The 21,865-nt window shown below is 72.9% G+C and carries 17 protein-coding genes; 7 read left to right on the top strand and 10 right to left on the bottom strand.

The window, feature by feature from the left end:
* On the bottom strand, window positions 1-1,182 hold a 1,182-nt coding region (locus V6M57_RS05665; protein WP_332814014.1), incomplete at its 3' end, for a DUF4382 domain-containing protein.
* A 323-nt stretch (window positions 1,183-1,505) separates the two neighbouring features.
* On the opposite strand from V6M57_RS05665, the gene V6M57_RS05660 reads away from it, so the two are divergent.
* Window positions 1,506-2,939, top strand: a complete 1,434-nt coding sequence (locus tag V6M57_RS05660; protein ID WP_332814013.1) for a serine/threonine protein kinase — start codon at window positions 1,506-1,508, stop codon at window positions 2,937-2,939.
* Window positions 2,940-3,014: 75 nt separating this feature from the next.
* On the opposite strand, the gene fdhF is transcribed toward V6M57_RS05660, so the two are convergent.
* Entirely contained in the window at window positions 3,015-5,888 is a 2,874-nt protein-coding gene (gene fdhF / locus V6M57_RS05655; protein WP_332814012.1) for a formate dehydrogenase subunit alpha, read from the bottom strand.
* A complete protein-coding gene (locus tag V6M57_RS05650; protein ID WP_332814011.1) occupies window positions 5,875-7,686 on the bottom strand; it encodes an NADH-ubiquinone oxidoreductase-F iron-sulfur binding region domain-containing protein in 1,812 nt (603 codons plus the stop codon). Before V6M57_RS05650 ends, fdhF begins: the two co-directional genes overlap by 14 nt.
* Window positions 7,687-7,833: 147 nt before the next feature.
* Here V6M57_RS05650 and V6M57_RS05645 point away from each other — a divergent pair, with 147 nt between their 5' ends.
* Window positions 7,834-8,193, top strand: coding sequence for a cupin domain-containing protein (locus V6M57_RS05645; protein WP_332814010.1), 360 nt, complete (start codon window positions 7,834-7,836; stop codon window positions 8,191-8,193).
* Window positions 8,194-8,247: 54 nt separating this feature from the next.
* Here V6M57_RS05645 and V6M57_RS05640 read toward each other — a convergent pair whose 3' ends face one another.
* Entirely contained in the window at window positions 8,248-8,493 is a 246-nt protein-coding gene (locus V6M57_RS05640; RefSeq protein ID WP_332814009.1) for a hypothetical protein, read from the bottom strand.
* Window positions 8,494-8,695: 202 nt separating this feature from the next.
* Window positions 8,696-9,436, bottom strand: coding sequence for a Crp/Fnr family transcriptional regulator (locus V6M57_RS05635; protein WP_332814008.1), 741 nt, complete (start codon window positions 9,434-9,436; stop codon window positions 8,696-8,698).
* Between the two features lie 170 nt (window positions 9,437-9,606).
* On the opposite strand from V6M57_RS05635, the gene V6M57_RS05630 reads away from it, so the two are divergent.
* The 5 genes from V6M57_RS05630 to V6M57_RS05610 all read left to right on the top strand — a co-directional run bounded on the left by V6M57_RS05630 (window position 9,607) and on the right by V6M57_RS05610 (window position 16,216).
* On the top strand, window positions 9,607-10,443 hold the full coding sequence (locus V6M57_RS05630; RefSeq protein ID WP_332814007.1) for a sensor histidine kinase: 837 nt from the start codon (window positions 9,607-9,609) through the stop codon (window positions 10,441-10,443).
* Between the two features lie 135 nt (window positions 10,444-10,578).
* Window positions 10,579-10,989, top strand: a complete 411-nt coding sequence (locus V6M57_RS05625; RefSeq protein ID WP_332814006.1) for a PaaI family thioesterase — start codon at window positions 10,579-10,581, stop codon at window positions 10,987-10,989.
* A gap of 153 nt (window positions 10,990-11,142) precedes the next feature.
* Window positions 11,143-12,417 carry a hypothetical protein gene (locus V6M57_RS05620; RefSeq protein WP_332814005.1) on the top strand — a complete coding sequence of 425 codons (1,275 nt, stop codon included), beginning with the start codon at window positions 11,143-11,145 and terminating at the stop codon, window positions 12,415-12,417.
* A 189-nt stretch (window positions 12,418-12,606) separates the two neighbouring features.
* Complete coding sequence (locus V6M57_RS05615) at window positions 12,607-14,349, top strand: ATP-binding cassette domain-containing protein (RefSeq protein ID WP_332814004.1); 1,743 nt, start codon at window positions 12,607-12,609, stop codon at window positions 14,347-14,349.
* On the top strand, window positions 14,339-16,216 hold the full coding sequence (locus V6M57_RS05610) for an ABC transporter ATP-binding protein (protein ID WP_332814003.1): 1,878 nt from the start codon (window positions 14,339-14,341) through the stop codon (window positions 16,214-16,216). The genes V6M57_RS05615 and V6M57_RS05610 overlap by 11 nt, the downstream gene beginning before the upstream one ends.
* A gap of 263 nt (window positions 16,217-16,479) precedes the next feature.
* Here V6M57_RS05610 and V6M57_RS05605 read toward each other — a convergent pair whose 3' ends face one another.
* From V6M57_RS05605 to V6M57_RS05585, 5 genes are read right to left on the bottom strand one after another with little or no spacing between them, the layout of a single operon-like run.
* Window positions 16,480-17,526, bottom strand: a complete 1,047-nt coding sequence (locus V6M57_RS05605) for a protein-glutamate methylesterase/protein-glutamine glutaminase (protein ID WP_332814002.1) — start codon at window positions 17,524-17,526, stop codon at window positions 16,480-16,482.
* Window positions 17,523-18,128: a chemoreceptor glutamine deamidase CheD gene (gene cheD, locus V6M57_RS05600; RefSeq protein ID WP_332814001.1), complete on the bottom strand. Its 606-nt coding sequence runs from the start codon at window positions 18,126-18,128 to the stop codon at window positions 17,523-17,525. Before cheD ends, V6M57_RS05605 begins: the two co-directional genes overlap by 4 nt.
* Window positions 18,129-18,131: 3 nt before the next feature.
* Window positions 18,132-18,953, bottom strand: a complete 822-nt coding sequence (locus tag V6M57_RS05595) for a CheR family methyltransferase (protein ID WP_332814000.1) — start codon at window positions 18,951-18,953, stop codon at window positions 18,132-18,134.
* Between the two features lie 7 nt (window positions 18,954-18,960).
* A complete protein-coding gene (locus V6M57_RS05590; RefSeq protein ID WP_332813999.1) occupies window positions 18,961-20,274 on the bottom strand; it encodes a methyl-accepting chemotaxis protein in 1,314 nt (437 codons plus the stop codon).
* Between the two features lie 9 nt (window positions 20,275-20,283).
* Window positions 20,284-21,852, bottom strand: coding sequence for a methyl-accepting chemotaxis protein (locus V6M57_RS05585; RefSeq protein ID WP_332813998.1), 1,569 nt, complete (start codon window positions 21,850-21,852; stop codon window positions 20,284-20,286).
* Window positions 21,853-21,865: the final 13 nt, after the last annotated feature.

The following is a 21,865-nucleotide window of genomic DNA, read 5'->3' as shown; positions in this document are numbered from 1 at the left end:
CACCTGGTCGGCGGCCGACACGTCGGCGTCCTGCGTCACCGTGGTCCGCCCCGGCGCGGAGGCATGCACGCTGTACAGGCCGGCGAGGACGGCTTCGGCCGTGAAGGTCAGTCCGCCGGTGGCGTACGGGGCGCGCACCGGCGCGGCCGCCGGAAGGCGCAGCGTGTAGGTCGCCGCGGTCGCGTCCACCGGCGTGGCAGCCACTTCCACCACCGGCCCGCCGGCCAGCTCCTGCGTGGCGCGCACGCTGGCGTCGAGCACCAGGGTCGGCGTGCCGCTGCCGGTCACCGAGGTCGTGCCGGTGACCTGGCGCAGGGCCGAGGCCGGCGGATCGATCGCCGCGTCGCTGGCGTTCAGGCTGACCGTGGACGTGCCGACCGGCACCGAGGACACCACGGCGGTGCTGTGGGTCTCGGAGACGATCACCACGTCATAGCTGCCGGCCGGCAGGAAGGGCAGCACGAACTTGCCGTTGGCGTCGGGCACGGTGGAGCGCACGACGGTGCCGTCCTGCTGGGCCGAGACGCGCGCACCCTCGACCGACAGCGAGACGTAGCCCTCGATGCCGGTCTGGGTGCGCTTGGCCAGCGTCAGCACCGGCTTGAGGTTGTAGGCGCCGGAGCCGCCCGCCTTGACCACCGACTTGCAGGCGTCGAAGTCCAGCACCAGGTCGGCCAGGCCGCCCTCGGCGACCTCGAAGGTGGACTTCAGCTTGAGCCCGCTCTGCTGTCCGCTGGGCGTGCGCAGCGGCACCTCGGCCGAGCCGGTGGGCTTGACCGCGTTGGCCGCCGGCTCCTGGCCGCCGTTCTCGGCCAGCACCAGCCGCACCTGGTTGTAGGTGCCGGCGGGCAGGTCGATCTGGCCCAGTTCCTCCAGCGTGCCGTTGGTCAGCTCGAGCAGGTCGATGCGCTTGGGCGTGTCGAGGACGATCTCCTCCCAGCCGGCTTCCCCGTCATCGGCGGAACTGCTCTGGTGCACCCGCACGCGCTCGACGGTCACGAACACGTTGTCGTAGCCGCAGCTCGGTGCATCGGTCAGGGCCATGCGCAGCGTGCCTTGCGGCACGGCCGTCGCACTGCCGTCGCCGCCACCTCCGCAGGCGACCAGGGCGGCCGCCGCGGCGGACGCGGCGAGCCAGGTCTTCCATCCGGGGACAACGGCAAGTCTCTTCTCGATGGGCATCGGGTTCCTCGTGGTTATGGAACGTCGGATGCTCTTCAGCTTGCGACGGCGCGCTGTAGGGAAACGTAAGCGGACCCCGCCAAAAGCTTCGTGCCGGCCGGTCCCTTAACAGTCGGTTGCAATTCACGGGAAATTTTCCCAGGGACACAACAGGCGGGCCCCGCGGCGTGCGTCCTGCGCGGGCCAATCCGCCGCCGTCCTACACCCGCTGGGGATGGGAAGAACGACCATCCACAGCCGTGAACCAGACACCCGGACGGATGCAGGAGACCGTCGGACCCTATCGCCTGCTGCGCGCCGTGGATCCCGATGGAAGCGCGACGGTGTACGAGGCGGCCGCCCCGGACCATCAGCGGCTGGCCGTGACGGTTCTGGTCGCATCGTGCCTGAGCGAGCGGGAGTACGACTCCGTTCGCGCCGCCTTCCACGCGGCCGCGCAGATCCGGCACCCCAACCTCGTCACGCCGCATGAGTTCGGCCGCGACGGCACGTCGCTGTTCATCGCCGCGCCGCTCGTCGACGGCGAGACACTGGCCCATTACACGGCCCGCACCGGCCGCTTGCCGCCCCTGCAGGGCCTGGCGCTGCTGGCCCAGCTGTTCGCCGCCCTGGCGTGCGCCGGGCAGCATGGCTGGGTGCACTCCGCCATCCACCCGGGGCACCTGCTGCTGGCGCGCAACGGCCGGCTCAAGGTCGACGGCAGCGCGGGGATCGCCGCAGCCTGTGCACGGCGGCCGGGGCACCTGGACTCGCCGCATCACCTGGCACCGGAAGTGAGGCTCGGCAAGCGGTTCGACCAGCGGGCCGACCTGTACTCGGCCGCGGTGGTGGCCTACCAGTTGCTGACCGGGGCGCTGCCCTGGGAGGGGAATGGACATCCCGGCCGTGCGGGCGTGCGCCCCGTCCGGTCCGCACGACCCGGGCTTCCGGCCGGACTGGACGATGTCTTCGGGCGTGCCCTGGCGCACGACCCCGATGCGCGTTACCTCCGTGCAGAGGACCTGGGGTCCGCCCTGCACGCCGTGCTGGGCACGCCGGTCTGGGTGCGCCCGCCCATGCCGGTGCGCCCTGCCGGTTCGGTCGCTGCCGTGCCTCGCAACGAGCCCCCGATGCGGGCCCACCCGGTCCTCGCCCCCGCCCTTGCGGCCGAGCCCGGCCTCGATCCGGCACTGCCCCGCCGCACGGCCGTCGGGCTGCTGGTGGGATGCGCGGCCATCGCCTTCTGGACGGCCGGCCTGTGGAAGGCGGAAGGCGGACAGGATTCGGGGGAACGGGTCGCGGCTGTCCAGGCTGTCGAGGCACCCGATTCCACGGCGCCCCGCCTGCCGGGCAAAGCGCCGGTGGGGGACGCCGGGCCGGCGCCGTTGCCGCCGCCGGAGGCGGCCACCGCGGCAGCCGCTGTGACAACCGGCCCGCTACGCGATGGCCGGCAACGCCAGCCGGCGCCCCCGCAAGCGGCGGAGGCGCCAGGTCGGCTCGACCCCACCGATCGCCCCCGCCTCGCGGCGCCTCGCGCCGGGCAGGCGCCCACCCGGGCCGTGCTGCGGACCCAGCCTCGCCCCGCCCGGGAGCGGCCGCCGCCGGCGAAGTCGGCATCGCCGGAACGGCAGTGCCAGTCGCACGAAGGCTTCATGCGCGAGATGTGCACCGTCCTGCACTGCGCGACGGCCGAGTTCCGCCATCACCCGATCTGCATCCGGCTGCACCGCGAAGCGCAGGCCCGCCTGCAACTGGCGGAATCGCGCGGAGTGCCCTGAGCGGTTCCGCTGTCGCGCCTGGGATGCCGGCGGGCCGGAGCACGCCGGCGATGAGGCGCGATCGAAGCGGCGGGCTCAGGCCGTCGACGCCACCGCTCCGGTCCCGTACCCGGCCGCCGGCCGCGGCGTGCCGCCGGGCTGCACCTGCACGGCGCAGTACTTGAACTCGGGAATCTTGCCGAACGGGTCCAGCGCCGGGTTGGTCATCAGGTTGGCCGCGGCTTCGTAGTACGCGAAGGGAATGAACACCGCGCCGGTGGGCGTGCCGTCGTCGCGCCGCACGTGGATCGCCACCTCGCCCCGGCGCGAGCGCACCGTCACCACGTCGCCCGGTTCCAGGCCCAGGGCCTGCAGGTCCGCCCCGTTCATCGAGGCGGTCGCCATGGGCTCGATCGCATCCAGCACCGCCGCGCGGCGCGTCATGCTGCCGGTGTGCCAGTGCTCGAGCTGGCGGCCGGTGATCAGCACGAACGGGAAGTGCGCATCGGGCCGCTCGTCGGCCGGGACGATGTCGGCCGGCACCAGCCTCGCGCGGCCGTCGGCGGTGGGGAAGCGATCGGTGAACACCACCGGCTGGCCAGGATCGTCTTCCGACAGGCAGGGATAGGTCACGCTCGAGTCCCGCTGCAGGCGCTCCCAGCTGATGCCCGCGATCGAAGCGTGCATCGCCCGCCGCATCTCCTCGTAGACGGCGGCGACGCCGTCGTCCTCGCCCTCGTAGTGCCAGTCCAGGCCGATCCGCCGGGCCAGCTCCTGGATGATCCACAGGTCGGGCTTCGCGTCGCCCGGGGGCGTGAGCGCGCGGCGGCCGAGCTGCACCATCCGGTCGGTGTTGCTGACGGTGCCGGTCTTCTCCGGCCAGGCCGAGGCCGGCAGCACCACGTCGGCCAGCCAGGCGGTCTCGGTCATGAAGATGTCCTGCACCACCAGGTGTTCCAGGCTGGCCAGCGCCTGGCGCGCGTGGTTCAGGTCGGGGTCGCTCATGGCCGGGTTCTCGCCCATGATGTACATGCCGCGGATCTTGTGCGGGTCGCCGTCGGGAGCCAGCGCCTTGTGCAGGATCTCCACCACCGTGTAGCCGGGCTGGTCGTCCAGGGGCTGGCCCCAGAAGTCCTCGAACCAGCGATGCGCACCGGGGTCGTCCACGCGCTGGTAGTTGGGGAACATCATGGGGATCAGGCCGGCGTCGCTGGCACCCTGCACGTTGTTCTGGCCGCGCAGCGGATGCAGGCCGCTGCCGGGCTTGCCGATCTGGCCGGTGACGGTGGACAGCGCGATCAGGCAGCGCGCGTTGTCGGTGCCGTGCACGTGCTGGCTCACGCCCATGCCCCACAGGATCATCGCGGCGTTCGCCCCGGCAAAGGCGCGCGCCACCTCGCGCAGGGTCTGCGCCGGCACGCCGCAGACCGGCGCCATCGCCTCCGGGCTGTAGCCCTTCACGTTCTCGCGCAGCGCCTCGAAGTTGGCGGCGCGCTCGCGCACGAAGGTTTCGTCGGCCAGGCCTTCCTCGATCACCACGTGGATCAGCGCATTGAGCATGGCCACGTCGCTGCCCGGCTTGAACTGCATCACGCGCCAGGCATGACGGCCGATGTCGGTGACGCGCGGGTCGGCCAGCACCAGCCTGGTGCCGCGCTTCACCGCGTTCTTCATCCAGGTCGCGGCGACCGGGTGGTTGGCCGTGGGGTTGGAGCCGATCACCAGGATCAGGTCGGCCTTCTCGACGTCGCGCACCGGATTGCTGACCGCGCCCGAGCCCACGCCCTCCAGCAGCGCCGCCACGCTGGACGCGTGGCACAGGCGCGTGCAGTGGTCCACGTTGTTGCTGCCGAAGCCGGTGCGCACCAGCTTCTGGAACAGGTAGGCCTCCTCGTTGCTGCCCTTGGCCGAGCCGAACCCGGCCAGCGACTTGCGGCCGCGCGTGTCGCGCAGGCGCGCCAGGCCGCCGCCGGCGAACGCCAGCGCCTCCTCCCAGCTGGCTTCGCGGAACACGTCGCCCCAGTCGGCCGGGTCGGGGGCGAGGGCGGGATCCTTGGGCACGCCGGGTCTGCGGATCAGGGGTCGCGTCAGGCGCTGCGGGTGGTGCGCGTAGTCGAAGCCGAAGCGGCCCTTGACGCACAGGCGGCCCTGGTTGGCCGGGCCATCGCGCCCCTCGACGCCGACGATCTTCTCGTCGCGGATCTGGTAGGTGACCAGGCAGCCGACGCCGCAGAAGGGACAGACCGAATCGACCTTGCGGTCCACCGCCTGCGAGCCGAGCATCGTCTTGGGCATCAGCGCGCCCGTGGGGCAGGCCTGCACGCATTCGCCGCAGGCCACGCAGGTGCTGGCGCCCATCGGGTCGCCGAGGTCGAACACGATCCGGCTCGATGCCCCGCGCTGCGCATAGCCGATCACGTCGTTGACCTGCACCTCGCGGCAGGCGCGCACGCAGCGCGTGCACTGGATGCAGGCGTCGAGGTTGACGGCCATGGCGGGATGCGAGAGATCGGCCGGTGGCTGCTCGCGGCGCAGCGCGACGAGTTCCGGCCGCGCGGCCACGCCCAGGCGCTCCGCCCAGAACGAGAGCTCGCCATGCTGGCCGACGCGGTCCGCCGGCGTGGCTGGCCCGCCCACCTCGTCGTTCCACTTGTAGCCCTGCTGCGGCAGGTCGGCCAGCAGCATCTCGACCACCATCTGCTGGCTCTTGAGCGCCCGCTCGCTGCGGGCCTTCACGTCCATCCCCGGCGTGACCGCACGGCAGCAGCTCGGTGCCAGCACGCGCTCGCCGGCCACCTCGACCACGCAGGCGCGGCAGTTGCCATCGGCGCGCATCCCGTCCTGGTAGCACAGGTGCGGGATGTCCACGCCCACGCGGCGCGCGGCCTGCAGGATGGTCTCGCCCTGCACGGCCTGCACGCGCTCGCCGTCGAGCGTGAAGTCCACGAGGGGCAGGTCAGCGGATTTCATGAGGGAAATACTTTTGCACGCAGCGGATCGGATTGGGCGCGGCCTGGCCCAGGCCGCAGATCGAGGCGTCGCCCATCACCTGGGCCAGGTCGTCCAGCGTCGCATGGTCCCATTGCCGCGCGACCATCAGCGCGGCGGCTTTGGCGGTGCCGACCCGGCACGGCGTGCACTGCCCGCAGCTCTCGTGTTCGAAGAACCGCATCACGTTCAGCGCCGCGTCGCGCGCGCGGTCGTGCTGGCCGAGCACGATCACGGCGGCCGAGCCGATGAAGCAGCCATGCGGCTGCAGGGTGTCGAAATCCAGCGGCAGGTCGGCCATGGACGCCGGCAGGATGCCGCCGGAGGCGCCGCCCGGCAGGTAGGCGTACAGCTCGTGGCCGTCCTGCATGCCGCCGCAGTACTCGGCGATCAGCTCGCGCACGGTGATGCCCGCGGGCGCCAGCTTGACGCCGGGGAACTTCACCCGCCCGCTGACGCTGAAGGACCGAAGGCCCTGGCGCCCATGGCGGCCGAAGCCGGCGAACCACTGCGGCCCGCGCTCCACGATGTCGCGCACCCAGTACAGCGTCTCGAAGTTGTGCTCCAGCGTGGGCCGCCCGAACAGGCCCACCTGCGCGATGTAGGGCGGGCGCAGGCGCGGCTCGCCCCGCCTGCCTTCGATGCTCTCGATCATCGCGGACTCCTCGCCGCAGACGTAGGCACCGGCGCCGCGGCGCAGCTCGATGCGCGGCAGCGGGCACGGCGGGTCGGCCACCAGGCGGTCGATCTCCCGCTGCAGCAGCCGCCGCGCGTCGTGGTATTCGTCGCGCAGGTAGATGTAGACGGCCTCGATGCCGACCACCTGCACCGCCACCAGCATGCCCTCGAGGAAGCGGTGCGGGTCGCGCTCGAGGAAGGTACGGTCCTTGAAGGTGCCGGGCTCGCCCTCGTCGATGTTGACGGCCAGCAGCCGGGGCGCGGGCTGCTCGCGCACGATGCGCCACTTGCGCCCGGCCGGAAAGCCGGCGCCGCCGAGGCCACGCAGGCCGGCGTCTTCCAGTGCGCGCAGCACGGCTTCGCGGTCGGCTTCGCCGCGCGCCAGCGCCGCCGGCAAGGCGTAGCCCCCGCCGGCCCGGTACAGCGCGCAGTCGGTGACGGCCGGGAGCACCTGGACCTGCCCGGGCGGCGGCGACACGCTGCGTTGCGCCTGCGCGGCCGGATCGAACGCGGCGGGCGCCACCGGCGCCACCGGCGCGGTGTCGGGGTGACGACGCACCGCCTGCAGCACCGTGTCCGGCGTCGCGTGCGGCACCGCTGTCTGGTGCACGGCCACCGCCGGCGCCTGCTCGCAGCGGCCGATGCAGGGCGCGGCCACCACGCGCACCTCGGCGCCGAGCAGCGCCGGCAGGCGCTCCAGCAGGTCGCGCGCGCCGGCCATCGCGCAGGACAGGCTGTCGCACACCCGCACGGTCAGCTTCGGCACCGCCGCGTCGCCGGGCACGACGTCGAAGTGGTGGTAGAAGCTCGCGACCTCGTAGACCTCGGCCATGGGGATGCCGGTTTCCCGCGCCAGCGCCACCAGGTGCGGCTCGCGCAGCGCGCCGAACCGGTCGTTCAGCCGGTGCAGGTGCTCGATCAGCAGGTCGCGGCGGTGGCCCTCGTCCGGGCGCGGGCCGATGCACTCCTGCACCTCGGCCAGTGCCTGTGCCTCGGGTTGGCGCCCCTTGAGCTTGGCCTGGCGACGGATGCGCTCGTGCACCGGCCGTTCGCCGGCCGGCGGCAGCGCAGCGACGGCGGGTTCATTCGGGGTCGGGTTCATCGAAGGCGATTGTCGCCTGCACAGCCATCAGGGGCATTGCAGAACGCAGCGCGCACCGGCTTCCATCAGCCCGCGCCTACACGGCCGCACAGCCACCGGCGCTAGCCTGCGGGAGTGCCCGTGCAGGGCTTGTCGAACGGAGAAACCATGGCCTTGCCGCATGCCCAACCGATGGACGTCATCAATGTCGCGCCGCTCGGCGCCGCGCTGGGCGGCGCCGTGAGCACCAGCCTGATCAAGACGCGCCGGCTGCAGTTGCTGCACCTGGTCCTGCGCGCACACCAGGACCAGCCGCCGCACCACGTGGACGAGGAATGCATCCTGCACTGCCTGGAAGGCGAAGTCGAAGTGGCGACGCCGGGCGGCACCCGCCACCTGTCGCCCGGCAAAGTGGTCGTGCTGCCGGCGGGCGAGGTGCACTGGCTGCGGGCGCGGACCGACTGCGCCGTGCTCGCGACCCTGCTGCTGCGCAACGGCGATGCCGGCGACCAGGGGAACGACGAATGACGCGTGACGAAGGACGGGCCCCGGGGAGCATCCGTCAACCGTGGTTCGCCATCCTCAGATGAGCGGCAGCGCGATGCGCTCGCGCGAGACCGTGGCGAGCACGCCGGCCAGCGCATGCCGTGCATGGCGCCGCAGGGCACGGGCGGCCGCAACCACCTCGGGCGAAGGGGCCGCGCCGCGGCCGTCGCAATAGAGGTCCAGGACCTGCTGCACGTGCGATTCGGCTGCGCAGGCGCAGGCTTCCGCGGAGCGCCACAGGGCCAGGGCGTCGCCGAATCGGGCAGCGAGGGTCGAATCCATGCGGGAAATTGGACACGCCGCCCCCACCCCGCCGTTTGTTCCGCATCAAGGGTGCGATTTGCGCCGCATCAAGCCGACGCCTCGTCCGCGATGACTCCCCCTGGGTGCCGTCCGACAGCCGAGATCGTCGACACGGCCGGCTACTGCGCCAGCCGCCACGTGCCCTCCAGCCCGACGAGCCACAACCGGTCGACGGCTGCGCTCATCGCCCCGGCGGCACAGCGGCATCGGCGGGCGGGAACAGCGGACGCATGCGCCCGTAACAGGCACAGGCCAGTTGCTCCAGCGAATCGCGGTCGAGCACGCGGATGTGGCCGCGCGAGTAGCGGATGTAGCCCCTTTCCTGGATGCGCTGGGCCGCATGGCTGATGGTTTCGCGCCGCACGCCGAACAGCCGTGCGATCAGGTCGTGCGTCAGCTCCAGCTCGACCAGGGGCGTGCGGTCCTGCACCAGCAGCAGCAGCAAGGCGATCTGGCGCTCCGGCGGGTGGTGGCGGTTGCACACGGCCACCTGCCAGGCCAGGCTGATCAGCTGGTTGCAATACCCCAGCAGGAGCTTGCGCACCTCGCGATCCTCCTCGAAGCATTCGCGCAGCTTGTCGCCGGGGATGCGCAGGGCGGGGCCCGGGATGAGCACCGAGGCGCCGGCCAGGTGGGTGCCGCCGAGCACCGCCCCGAAGCCGAACATGCCTTCCCGCCCGACCAGCCCGACCTGCAGCGTGCTGCCATCGACGTCGCTGTGCAGCAGGCTGAGCACGCAGTTGACGGGAAAGTAGGCGTTGCGCACCGGTTGCCCGGCCGAAGCCAGCACGGCGCCGGCCGGCAGCATCACCGGTTCGAATTGCCGGCCCAGCCGGTTCGCCAGTGGCGCAGGAAGACGGGCCAGCAGCGCGTTGCGACGCAGGCCTGCGCGCACCGCGATCCCCAGCTCATCTTCCTTCATGGTTGAGCCCGTCTCCCTTGACCGCCAAGCCTAACGCGTTCTGCGGCGGATCCGTGCAAGGGAATCACCTTACAACCGAACACAAATGGGCCTCGCCTTGCGTGAACACCCGCACTGACGCGGCCGCCGAGTCGCCGCCATCCTACGTTCCATGACCGGAGAGACGACACATGCATTCCCATGACGACGCGCCGGCGCGAGCGCTGAGGCAGGAACTCCAGGCACGGGCGAGCCAGGCGGTGCTGGAGCGGGTTTCGCGCGACAACGAGCGCAAGGACATCTTCATCGCCACGGTCGCGCACGAGCTTCGCAACATGATGGCGCCGCTGGACGCCGCGCTGGAGATCCTCGAGCGCGGCCAGTCCGACCCCGATCTGCTGCGCCGCGCGCTGCCGGTGGCGCGCCGGCAGGTGCGGCACATCTGCCACCTGGTCGACGACCTGCTGGACGTCGGCCGCATCGTCAACAACCAGGTGCTGCTCGACCGCTCGCCGATGCTGCTGCAGCAGGTGCTGGACGAAACCCTGGCGGCCTGCGAACCGATGTTCGCCGAGCGCGGGCAGCAGGTCGGCAGCCGGATCTGCAGCGAGCCCGCCTGGATCCGGGGCGATGCCCTGCGTTGGGCCCAGGTCTGCACCAACCTGCTGCACAACGCCTGCAAGTTCACCCAGCCGGGCGGCTCCATCCACGTCAGCCTGGATGTGGACGAGGACGCGCACCAGGCCGAACTGCGCGTCTCGGACAACGGCTGCGGCATCGCGCGCGGCGAACTGGAGGCGATCTTCGGCATCTTCCGCCGCGAGCGCCGGGCCACCCGCGGGCAACCGGGCCTGGGCATCGGGCTGGCACTGGTGCGCCGGCTGGTGGAGCTGCACGGCGGCACCATCCAGGCCGAAAGCGCCGGCCCCGAGCGCGGCGCCACCTTCGTGGTGCGCGTCCCGCTGATGGCGCGGGCGCCGCGCGCGGCGGGCCAGGGCATCCGGGTCGGGCGGCCCCTGAACGCCTGAGCTCCGGCGCCGGCCGCCCTCGCGCGCCGGCCCCAGGATGCCGGCATGGACGACCGCTCCAGCGAGACGGCGCGCCCGGCGCCGCTGGCCCACAATCGGAGCCCGTTGCCACTGCGCCGAGGTCACCCCCCCCCCATGATGGACACCGCCCCGCTCCAGTCGTTGTTGCAGCCGCTGTTCCCCGGCCTCATGGGCGTGCGCCTGCTGGCGGTGGAGCCGGACCGCGTGCGGGCCGAAATGGCCGTGCGGCCCGACCTGTGCACCGCCGGCGGGATCCTGCATGGCGGCGCCTGCATGGCATTCGCGGACACGCTGGGCGCCGTCGGCACCCTGGTCAACCTGCCCGCCGGCAAGTCGACCACGACCACCGACTCCAGCACCAAGTTCATCTCTGGCGCCAGGGTGGGCAGCACGGTGCGCGCCGAATGCGTGGCCCTGCACCGCGGCCGCAGCACCCAGGTGTGGCAGACGTCCATCACCAGCGAAGCCGGCAAGCTGTGCGCGGTCGTGACCCAGACCCAGCTGGTGATCGATGCGCGCAGCTGACCGTCGGCACGCCGCCGGTGTGCCGATGGCGGGCCCCGGGGCAAGGCCGGCCACGGCCGAGGCAGCCCGAAGGAGCTAGCGGGCGCGGCGGTTGACCTACACGCGGCGCGCAACCGCCTTCCTACGATGGGACGCCCTCAACCAAGGCCTTCCATGACCACCAGCAGTACCCCCGCCGCAGGGAACCATGCGGCACGCAGGACTTCCATCGTCTGTTCGATCGCGGCCCTGGCCGCTGTCCTGGCCGCCTGCGGCGGCGGGGGCGGCGCCGCAGGCGCCTTGCCCACAGGAGCGACCGTGAATGCGCAGGCACCCGGCTCCAATGCCCTCTCGCAGACCTACGCGGCCGGCCCGGCCGCCCAGGTGAACCCCGAAGCCGCGGGCCAGCAGGTGCTGCTGGCCACCGGCGCCTCCGGCGGCGGGCACGGCATCGCGTGGCTGTCGCAAGGCGACGGCAGTCCCTCGGCCACCGTGCACATGAGGCGATTCGACGCGCAGGGCGTGGCCGCCGGCGACGGCTTCAGCACGCCCATCGATGCCAGCCAGGGACGGCCCGCAGCGGCCGTGCTGCCCGACGGCGGCTTCGTGGTGGCCGGCACCGTGTCCGGCCCGGCTTCGGCGGAGGAACCCTGGGTCACGCGATCGGCGATCCGGGTGCAGCGCTTCGACGCGGGCGGCAACCGGCTGGCGGACACCGAGGTCGGGGCCGTGCTGCAGGACCGCATCGGTGCCACCACCCTGCGCTACGTCGCCGACCCGGCGCTGGTGCGCTGGGCCGACGGCAGCTTCCTGCTGGGCTGGGCGCAGGTGGAAGAGGACGCCGATGGCCGCCACCCGCAGTTCTGGGTGCAGCGTTTCGACGCCACCGGCCAACCGCTGGGCTCGCCGTCGCAGGCGGCCGCCGGGGAAACGGACTCGGGCTTCCAGCTCACGGCGGCGCCGTCCGGCGGCTGGGTGCTGACCACCTTCCACCGGCTGATGGGCCACACCGCGCTGCGCTACCACCCGTTCGAGGGCGCCAGCGCGCCCCTGCTGCCGACCGGGGCGGCGGGCATGGCCGAAGGCAGCCTGCTGGTGCCGCTGCAAGGGGGCGGCACGGTCGTGCTGTCGCCGGTCAAGGTCTATGGCTCGCTCCAGCTCTATGCCGCCGATGGCCAGGCCCAGGGCTATGCCGGCACCATGCCGACTCCGCCCCTGGCCGCCACCGCGCTGCCGGACGGCGGCTTCGTCGTGATCGCCGGCGATCCGGTGAGCGGGCTGGTGGCCTACCGCTTCGACGCGCTGGCGCACCCGGTGGGCGACCCGGTCGCCGTGGCAGCGGGCGCCGACGTGCAGGTGGCCGCGTTGGCCGGCGGCGGGCTGCTGCTGGCCTGGACCGCGACTGGCGCCAGCGGCGACACCGACGTGGTGGCGCAGCGGCTGCGCTGAGGCCGGCGTCCGTCCACGGCATCCTGGCGCCAGCCAGGATGCGCGTCTCGCACCGCGGCGGGCGGCTGCAGGCATCCAGGGGGCCGTGGTGATGGTTGGCGGGCGCGCCCGCCACGGCCCGCACGTGGCGGACACTGCCTCCCTAGAATCGGTCACGCCTTCCCCGGCGCCGCCGCGCGCCGCGCCCCCATGTCGCTGTACCGCCTGATCGGCCAGTTCCTGCGCCGCCACTGGATCGCCTACTCCACCTCCGCCGTGATGCTGCTGGGCATCGCACTGCTGATCGTGTGGATCCCGCGGCAGATCGGCCTGGTGGTGGACCAGCTGGTCGCGGGCGGGCTGCCGCGGGCGCAATTGCAGCGCGAACTGGCCTGGCTGCTGGGCGCCGGCGTGGCGGTCTACATCCTGCGGGTCGGCTGGCGCCTGCGGCTCTACGCAGCGGCCTACCGGCTGGGCGTGGAACTGCGCCAGCGCCTGTACGGGCGGCTGTCGCGGCAAGGCCCGGCCTTCTACCAGGACCGCCGCACCGGCAACCTGATGGCCCTGGCCACCAACGACATCGACGCCGTCGAGATGGCGGCCGGCGAAGCGATCCTGGCCGGCTTCGACGGCACGCTGACGCTGGTGCTGGTGGTCGCCATGATGTCCCTGGGCGTCGATGCGCGGCTGGCCGCCTTCGCGCTGCTGCCCTTCCCCTTCATGGCGCTGGCGTTCTGGCTCATCTCGCGCCGCGTGCATGAGGCTTCGCGCCTGTCGCTGGAGCGCTTCGGTGCGCTCAACGACCAGGTGCAGGAGACCCTGGCCGGCGTGCGCACGGTGCGCGCGCTCGGCCTGCAGGCGCGCAGCCGGGCGCAGTTCGCCGCGCTCGCGGCCGGTGCCGCCGACGCCAGCTTCAGCGCCCAGCGCTGGGAAGCGGCCTACGAGCCGGCGGTGGGGCTGTCGCTGGCCACCGCCACCACGCTGGTGCTGGGCGCCGGCGGCTGGCTGGTATGGACCGGCGAACTCACCGTCGGCCAGCTCACCAGCTTCAGCCTGTACCTGGGGCAGCTGATCTGGCCGATGTTCGCCGCCGGCTGGGTGCTGTCGCTGCTGGAGCGCGGCAGGGCCGCCTGGTCGCGGCTGCAGCCGGTGCTGGACGCGCCGCTCACCGTCGAGGACCACGGTACGGTCGCGCGGGTCGAGCCCGGCCTGCTGGCTGCGCAGGCTGTCGGCTTCCACTACCCCGGCCAGGCGCAGCCGGCGTTGCAGGGCGTTTCGCTGCGGCTGCCGCCCGGCCGCACGCTGGGCCTGGTCGGCCCGACCGGCGCCGGCAAGACCACGCTGCTGCGCCTGCTGCTGCGGCACCGCGCGCCGGACGCCGGCTCGCTGCAGTGGAACGGGCGCGACCTGCAGGACTACACGCTGGACGCGCTGCGCGCCGCCATCGCCTGGGTGCCGCAGGAAGCCTTCCTGTTCTCGGCCAGCGTAGCGGACAACATCGCGCTGGCCAGGCCGCAGGCGACGCGGGAAGCCATCGAACGCGCCGCGCGCCTGGCTGCCGTGCACGAGGACATCGTCCGGCTGCCGCGCGGCTACGACACGCCGGTGGGCGAGCGCGGGGTGACGCTGTCCGGCGGCCAGCGCCAGCGCGTCGCCATCGCCCGCGCGCTGCTGGCCGATGCCCCGCTGCTGCTGCTGGACGATGCGCTGTCGGCAGTGGACACGGCGACCGAGGCCCGCATCCTGGCCCACCTGCGCGAGGCGCGCGTGGGCCGCACCGTGGTGATCGCCAGCCACCGGCTGAGCGCCGTCGCGGACGCCGACCACATCCTGGTGCTGCGCGAGGGCCACGTCGCCGAGCAAGGCGACCACGCCGGCCTGCTGGCGGCGGATGGCTGGTATGCGCGCCAGTGGCGCTATCAACAACTGGAAGCCAGCCTGGATGAGGATTGACGACCACCCCGAAGCGCCTTCGCAGGCCCTCAAGGGGCGCCACCAGCGGCCCGGCGAAGCCGGTACCGTGCCGGCCCGCGAGCAGGACCGCCCTTCCCGTACGCCGCGCAGCGAGCTGTTCGGTGATGCGGCCGCGCTGCTGGTGCGCGCCGCCGCCCCCGAGCGCCGCCACCTGCTGCACGCCACCGGCTGGCTGCTGCTGGCCGCCGGGCTGGAGACGCTGGGCCCGCTGGCCGGCAAGTACCTGATCGACGAATACCTGCTGCCGCGCCACGCGCAGTGGGTGGAGATCGCCGCGCTGCTGCTGGGGGCCCTGGTGGCCGGCTGGCTGGCGAGCTGGCTGCGTTTCGGCCAGATCGTGCGGCTGGCGGGGCTGGCGATGCGCTCGGTGCAGCGCGTGCGCGAGGAGGCGTACGGCCACGTGCTGCGCCTGCCCATGGCCTTCTTCGACCGCGCCATCACCGGCCAGCTGGTCAGCCGGGTCACCAACGACACGGAGGCCGTCAAGCAGCTGTACGTGCAGGTGCTGTTCGTCATGCTGGACAGCGTGATCGTGCTGGCCGGCACCGGCGTGGCCATGCTGTGGCTGGACTGGCGCCTGATGCTGATCGTGGCCCTGCTGGCCCCCGCGGTGGCGTTGATCGTGGCGAGTTACCAGCGCCTGTCGGCGCCGGCCGTGTCGCGCACGCGCGAACTGCGCAGCGACCTCAATGCGCAGATGGCGGAGGCGATCTCGGGCATGCCGGTGCTGCAGGCCAGCAACGCCGCCGCCCGCTTCGGCGCGCGCTTCGCGGCGCTGAACGAAGCGCACTACCAGTCGCGCCGGCTGGAACTGCGCGCCAACGCCTGGCTGCTGCGGCCGGTGCTGGACCTGCTGAACGTGGCGCTGCTGGCCGGGCTGATCGGGGTGTTCGGGTTGCGCAGCCAGGGCGGCGCGCTCGGGACCGCCGAGGTCGGCGTGCTGTACGCCTTCATCGGCTACCTCTCGCGCGTGGTCGAACCGCTGATCCAGATCACCATGCAGTTCGCCCAGCTGCAGCAGGCGCTGGTGGGCGCCGCGCGCGTGCAGGCGCTGCTGCGCGAGGGCGAGGCGCCTTCATCCGGCGGAACGGCGCAGGTGACGGCCGGCGCCATCGACATCGACGCGCTGGACTTCGCCTACCAGCCCGGCCACCCGGTGCTGCAGGGCGTCGGCCTGCAGGTGCCGGCGGGCGGTTTCTTCGGCATCGTGGGCCACACCGGCAGCGGCAAGACCACGCTGCTGTCGCTGCTGCTGCGGTTCTACCCGGCGCCGCCCGGTCGCATCCGCATCGACGGCGCGCCGGTCGACGCGATCGGCGAGGACCACTTCCGCGACAGCGTCGGGCTGGTCCCGCAGGAGCCCTTCCTGCTGGCGGCCACGGTGCGCGAGAACATCGCCATGGGCCGGCCGCTCACCGATGCGCAGGTCGAAGCCGCGGCCCGGGCCGCCCACCTGCACGGGCACGTGGCGGCGCTGCCGCAGGGCTACGACACCCCGCTGGGCGAAGGGGGCGCGCGGCTGTCGGTGGGCCAGAAGCAGTTGCTGGCGATTGCCCGTGCGCTGGCGGGCGGGCCGCGCATCCTGTTCCTGGACGAGGCCACGGCCCACATCGACTCCGACACCGAGCAGGCCGTGCAGCGGGCGCTGGCCGCGCTGCACGGCCGGGTCACGGTGGTGGCCATCGCGCATCGCCTGTCCACCGTGCGCGGCGCCGACCGCATCGTGGTGCTGAACCACGGGCGGGTGGCCGAAGAGGGAACGCACGAGGAGCTGATGGCGCTGGAGGGCGGGATCTACCAGCGGATGTACCTGCTGCAACAGTTGCAGGAGGAACCCGAGGCCTGAGCGGGCGCCGTTGCCCAAGGACCTGTCATTGCAGCCTCGAGCCGCAATCCATCACCTGCCGCCCCAATGCGCGCCGCCGCCCACCCGCGGCCCGGGAGATGGATTCCGGCTTGCGCCGGAATGACACGGTTCCTTTGTCATTGCGGCCTCGAGCCGCAATCCATCACCTGCCGCCTGGATGCGCGCAGTCGCCTGTCAGCGGCCGGGAGATGGATTCCGGCTTGCGCCGGAATGACACCGCCAGGCCTGGTCCGGCACGCGCGCTACTGCGCCGCCTGCGCGCTGAGCGCCAGCAGCCGCGCCGCGACCTGGCCCAGTGCGACCACCTCCCGGGCCGCCCCGAGCGCGATCGCCTGGCGCGGCATGCCGAACACCACGCTGCTGGCCTCGTCCTGGGCCAGCGTGGTGGCGCCGGCGCGGCGCAAGTCGAGCATCGCCTCGGCGCCGTCGGCCCCCATGCCGGTCAGGATCAGCGCGATGCAGCGGGGGCCGGCCGCCTGCGCCAGCGAGCGGAACAGCGTGTCCACCGACGGCCGGTGGCGGTTGACCGGCGGATCGTCGCTCAGGCGCAGGCGCAGGCCGCCGGCGCTGCGCTGCACCAGCAGGTGGCGCCCGCCGGGTGCGATGTACACCCCGCCCTCGCGCGCCTCCTCGCCGTCGCGCGCCTCGCGCACGCTCAGTTCGCAATCCGCGTCCAGTCGGCGCGCGAAGGTCTCCGTGAAGCCGGGCAGCATGTGCTGCGCGATCACGATCGGCGGCATGGCCACGGGCAGTGCGGTGAGGATGTGGCGCAGCGCCTCCACGCCGCCGGTGGAGGCGCCGATGCCGATGATGCTGCCGCCGGCCGGTCGCGCCGCCGGCCGGACCGTTGCCGGCCGCAGCGGCGCCAGGGGCGCGGCCGCCCAGTCGTGCCGCCCCACGCGGGCCTGCGCCGCGGCGCGGATCTTCTCGGCGATGCCGGGGCCGACGGCGTCCAGCGCCTCCAGCGACGCCGGCTTGGGAAAGAAGTCAACTGCGCCCAGCTCCAGCGCCCGCAGCGTGGCCTCGGCGCCCTGCTGCGTCAGCGAGGACACCATCACCACCGGCAGCGGCCGCACCGCCATCAGCTTGCGCAGGAACTCCAGCCCGTTCATGCGCGGCATCTCGACGTCCAGCGTGATCACGTCGGGGGGCGAACGGCGGATGCGATCGATGGCCAGCAGCGGGTCGGACGCGACCCCGGCCAGCTCCATGTCCGGCTGCGAGCCCACCACGCGGCCCAGGAAGGCCCGCATCACGGCCGAATCGTCGACGACCAGGACCTTGATCATCGCGGCGGCTCGAACAGCTCGATCTCGCCGGCACCCGGCTGGCGCGACAGGCGCGCGAGATAGGCGCGCTCCTCGCGCTGCAGCGCGTCGCCGGACTGCAGGTGCAGCTTGCGCATCTGCACCTTGCCGGTGTCGGGGAAGAAGTGGATCTTGCGCGGCGAGATGCCCAGCAGGTCCTGGGCCAGCACGGGGATGTTCTCCTCGTGCAGGAACTCCAGCACGAACTGGCTGTTGAGCGCGCCCACGTCCAGCGTCTCGAAGCCCTGCAGCACGCGGGCGCCGCCGAACACCTTGGCCACCAGCCGGCGTCGGTCGGCGCCGGCGTGGACCATCTCGTTGATCAGCACTTCCATCGCGTACACGCCCAGGCGCCCCGAGACCTCCGACGGCGAGGGCGCGGTGCCGGGCTGGCCGGGCAGCATGAAGTGGTTCATGCCGCCGATGCGCTCGGCCGGATCCCACAGGCAGGTGGACACGCAGGAGCCCAGCACGGTGGAAATCGAGCCCGGACCACGGCCGGCGTGGTACTGCCCGGGCAGGATCTTGACCGACTCGACCTTGAAGTCGCGGTCGAAGTAGCGCTGCGGCTTTTCGCCCTGCATGGCTCAGGCCGACCCGGTGAACTCGTAGGCGGTACGCCCGCAGGCCCGGAAGCCCGGGTGGCCGGCCGGGAAGCTCTCGGCATGGCCCACCGCCAGCAGCGCACCCGGGCGCAGCAGCGCGGCGAAGCGGCCGAGCAGGCGCCTCTGCGCCTCGCGGTCGAAGTAGATCACCACGTTGCGGCAGAAGATCGCGTCGAAGCTGCCCAGCGCCGGCCAGGCCGGCGCCAGCAGGTTGAGCTGGGCGAAACTCACCATCGGGCGCAGTTCCGGCCGCACGTTCACGCGGCCGGCATTCGGGCCGACGCCGCGCAGGAAGTGCGCGCGCAGCCGGTCCGGCGGCAGGTGCGCCGCGCGCTCGTGCGGGTAGACGCCGGCCACGCCCGTGTCCAGTGCGTCGGTGTCGATGTCGGTGGCCAGCACCTCGGCCGGGCAGCCCGCCTCGCGCAGGGTCATCGCGATCGACCAGGCTTCCTCGCCGGTGGAGCAGGCCGAGCACCACACGCGCATCGGCTCGCGGCTGCGCTCGCGGTGCCGCGCCGCGCGCTCGCGCAGCAGCTCGAAGTGGTGCGGCTCGCGGAAGAAGGCGGTGAGGTTGGTGGTGAGGGCGTTGACGAAGTCCTCGCGCTCGCCCGCCGGGTCGTCCTGCACCCGCTGCAGGTACTCGGCAAAGCTGGCCAGCCCGCGCGCGCGCAGCCGGCGCGACAGCCGGTTGTGCACCATGTAGCGCTTGTGCGGGCTGAGCTTGATACCCGCGTAATCGGCGATCAGCCGGCGCGCGAGCTCGAACTCCGCTTCGCCGAGCAGGCCCGCCTCCTCGAGCGACATGGCGGGCCTAGAACTCTTCCCAGTCGCCGGCGGCGGCGGAGCCCTTGCGCGTGGCGGGCGCGATGGCGGCCGCGTAGGCCGGCGGCAGCGCGTGGGACGGTTGCGGCGCGTGGGACGGTTGCGGCGCGCGCACCCGGATCGGCGGCGGCGCCGCCGGTGGCTCGGGCGCGGACGGCACCGCCTGCAGCGGCGTGATCGCCGCCTCCGGCGCGCCGCCCTGGCCGAAGCGCGACACCAGCGACAGCAACGCGTCGGCCTGGTCCTTCAGCGATTCGGTGGCCGCGGCCGCTTCCTCGACCAGCGAGGCGTTCTGCTGCACCACCCGCTCCATCTGCGCGACCGCGCCGTTGACCTGGCCGATGCCGGCGCTCTGCTCCTGGCTGGCGGCGGCGATCTCGGCGATCAGGCCGCTGACCTTCTGCACCGACATCACCACGCCGACCATGGTGTGGCCGGCGGCGTCCACGCGGGTCGAGCCGGCCTGCACCTTCTGCTCGGAGTCGGCGATCAGGCCCTTGATCTCCTTGGCCGCGGCGGTGGTGCGGTGCGCCAGGTTGCGCACCTCGGCGGCCACGACGGCGAAGCCACGGCCCTGCTCGCCGGCCCGCGCCGCTTCCACTGCGGCGTTGAGCGCCAGGATGTTGGTCTGGAAGGCGATGCCGTCGATCACGCCGATGATGTCGGCTATGCGGCGCGACGCGTCCAGGATGTCGTCCATGGTCCGCACCACGTCGTCGACCGCCTCGCCGCCCTTGCGCGCCGTGTCGGCGGCCTCGGCGGCCAGCTTGCTGGCCTGGCGCGCGTTCTCCGCGTTGTTGGCGACGGTGGAGGTCAATTCCTCCATCGAGCTGGCGGTCTCCTCCAGCGTGCTGGCCTGCTCCTCGGTGCGCTGCGACAGGTCCAGGTTGCCCTGGGCGATCTGCGAGCTGGTGTCGGCCACGGCGCCGGCCCCGCGCGTGACTTCGGCGACCAGGGTGCGCAGCCCCTCGGTCATCGCGTCCAGGCCTTCCAGCATCTTCTGGGTCTCGCCATGCGAGGACACCTCCACCCGGGCGCCGAGGTCGCCGCGCGCCACGCGCTCGATCACCTCGGCGGCGGCACGGATCGAGCGCAGGATGCCGCGGCGCACCTGCAGGCGCAGCCACAGGGCGCAGGCGGCGGCCAGGACGACGACCAGCCCCATCAGGGCCGCGGCAGCGGCGATGCCGCCCGGCAGCTGCGGCGCGTACAGGCCGATGCCGGCCACCGCCAGCAGGGCGAGGATCTGCAGGGCAACCAGCGCGTTGAGGCGGGCGGCCACCGAAATGTCGGAACTAGACATGGGTCCCCTTCAGAGTTCCTGCCAGTTGCTGTCCGTCGGCGGCTCCTGCCGCATGCGGCTGGCCAGCCCGGCGTAGGCGCGCGGCAGCGCCGGCTTGGGCGGCCGCACCCGGATCGGCGGCGGCGCGGCCTGCGCCGGCGCCACCGGCGGCCGCAGCGGCTCGAGCGCAGCGGGCGCCGGCCCTTCGCCGATCTTGAAGCGCGAGATCGACTGCAGCAGCGCGCTGGCCTGCTCCTTGAGCGACTCGGTGGCGGCCGTGGCCTCCTCCACCAGGGAGGCGTTCTGCTGCACCACCTGCTCCATCTGCGCGACGGCGGTGTTGACCTGCCCGATGCCGGAGCTCTGCTCCTGGCTGGCGGCCGCGATCTCGGCGATCAGGGCGCTGACCTGGCGCACCGAATCGACGATCTCCTGCATGGTGCGGCCGGCGGCGTCGACCTGGCGGGTGCCGGCATCGACCTTCTGGACCGAGTCGCCGATCAGGCCCTTGATCTCCTTGGCGGCGGCGGCGCTGCGCTGGGCCAGCCCGCGCACTTCGGCGGCCACCACGGCGAAGCCGCGGCCCTGCTCGCCGGCCCGCGCCGCTTCGACTGCGGCGTTGAGCGCCAGGATGTTGGTCTGGAAGGCGATGCCGTCGATCACGCCGATGATGTCGCCGATGCGGCGCGACGCGCCGGCGATGTCGTTCATGGTGGCAACCACCTGCGACACCGCCTCGCCGCCCTTGCGCGCCACATCCGACGCGCCGGCCGCCAGCTGGCTGGCCTGGCGGGCGTTGTCGGCGTTGTGGGCGACGGTGGAGGTCAGTTCCTCCATCGAGCTGGCGGTCTCCTCCAGCGTGCTGGCCTGCTCCTCGGTGCGCTGGGAAAGGTCCAGGTGGCCCTGCGCGATCTGCGCGCTGGTGTCGGCCACCGTGCGGGCGCTGCGCTGCACTTCGCTGGTGAGCGTGCGCAGCTTGGCCGTCATGTCCTCCAGCGCCGTGGCCAGCTTGCGCGTGTGCAGCCGGTCCATGCCCTCGCCGCTGGCAGTGAGGTCGCCGTCGGCCACCCGGCGCACCAGCTGCACGGCGCTGCGCAGCGGGCCCACGTTGGCCTCGCGGATCCAGTCGCGGAACTTCCAGGCCAGCAGGCAGGCGATGCCGAACACCAGCGCCAGGATGCCGCCGGCCTGCATCAGCAGGCGGTCGCTCTCTTCGGCGATGCGGTCGGTCTCCCGCTGGGCGGCGATCAGCGCCTGGTCGCCCTTGCGGCGCGACTCCTCGGCCTTCTGGCGCAATGCGTTGAGGTGGGCTTCGGCCGATGCGCGCAGCGCCGCCGCCTCGCCCGGGTCCAGGTCCGGCGCGTCGGCGCGCTGGGGCGACTGCTCGAACTCGGCGATCTCGCGGCGCAGGAAGTTCTCCTCGCCCTTGGCCCGGCCGGCGGCCATGCCGTGGTCGCGGACCAGGGTCATGGCGGCGTCGGCCTCGGCGCGCACCTGCTGGGTGGCGTAGTAGCCGAAGCCCGCGGCGCAGGCCGTGGCGAACAGCAGCGTGACGATCTGCAGGCTCAGCAGCTTCTCGGCCTCGAATCGGATCGACATGGAACTTCCTTCC

Source organism: Ramlibacter sp. (assembly GCF_036676645.1).
In the GTDB taxonomy this organism is placed as follows: domain Bacteria; phylum Pseudomonadota; class Gammaproteobacteria; order Burkholderiales; family Burkholderiaceae_C; genus Ramlibacter.
Note: the sequence above shows the minus strand (reverse complement) of the source record. Positions and strands in the feature narration are given on the sequence as shown.

What these genes read in the sequence shown, in the direction of transcription:
- V6M57_RS05630 (WP_332814007.1), top strand. Translation starts at nt 9,607, where the DNA reads ATGCATTCCCATGACGACGCGCCGGCGCGAGCGCTGAGGCAGGAACTC.
- V6M57_RS05640 (WP_332814009.1), bottom strand. Translation starts at nt 8,493, where the DNA reads ATGGATTCGACCCTCGCTGCCCGATTCGGCGACGCCCTGGCCCTGTGG.
- V6M57_RS05625 (WP_332814006.1), top strand. Translation starts at nt 10,579, where the DNA reads ATGATGGACACCGCCCCGCTCCAGTCGTTGTTGCAGCCGCTGTTCCCC.
- V6M57_RS05645 (WP_332814010.1), top strand. Translation starts at nt 7,834, where the DNA reads ATGGCCTTGCCGCATGCCCAACCGATGGACGTCATCAATGTCGCGCCG.
- V6M57_RS05635 (WP_332814008.1), bottom strand. Translation starts at nt 9,436, where the DNA reads ATGAAGGAAGATGAGCTGGGGATCGCGGTGCGCGCAGGCCTGCGTCGC.
- fdhF (WP_332814012.1), bottom strand. Translation starts at nt 5,888, where the DNA reads ATGAAATCCGCTGACCTGCCCCTCGTGGACTTCACGCTCGACGGCGAG.
- V6M57_RS05605 (WP_332814002.1), bottom strand. Translation starts at nt 17,526, where the DNA reads ATGATCAAGGTCCTGGTCGTCGACGATTCGGCCGTGATGCGGGCCTTC.
- cheD (WP_332814001.1), bottom strand. Translation starts at nt 18,128, where the DNA reads ATGCAGGGCGAAAAGCCGCAGCGCTACTTCGACCGCGACTTCAAGGTC.
- V6M57_RS05610 (WP_332814003.1), top strand. Translation starts at nt 14,339, where the DNA reads ATGAGGATTGACGACCACCCCGAAGCGCCTTCGCAGGCCCTCAAGGGG.
- V6M57_RS05620 (WP_332814005.1), top strand. Translation starts at nt 11,143, where the DNA reads ATGACCACCAGCAGTACCCCCGCCGCAGGGAACCATGCGGCACGCAGG.
- V6M57_RS05585 (WP_332813998.1), bottom strand. Translation starts at nt 21,852, where the DNA reads ATGTCGATCCGATTCGAGGCCGAGAAGCTGCTGAGCCTGCAGATCGTC.
- V6M57_RS05650 (WP_332814011.1), bottom strand. Translation starts at nt 7,686, where the DNA reads ATGAACCCGACCCCGAATGAACCCGCCGTCGCTGCGCTGCCGCCGGCC.
- V6M57_RS05615 (WP_332814004.1), top strand. Translation starts at nt 12,607, where the DNA reads ATGTCGCTGTACCGCCTGATCGGCCAGTTCCTGCGCCGCCACTGGATC.
- V6M57_RS05595 (WP_332814000.1), bottom strand. Translation starts at nt 18,953, where the DNA reads ATGTCGCTCGAGGAGGCGGGCCTGCTCGGCGAAGCGGAGTTCGAGCTC.
- V6M57_RS05590 (WP_332813999.1), bottom strand. Translation starts at nt 20,274, where the DNA reads ATGTCTAGTTCCGACATTTCGGTGGCCGCCCGCCTCAACGCGCTGGTT.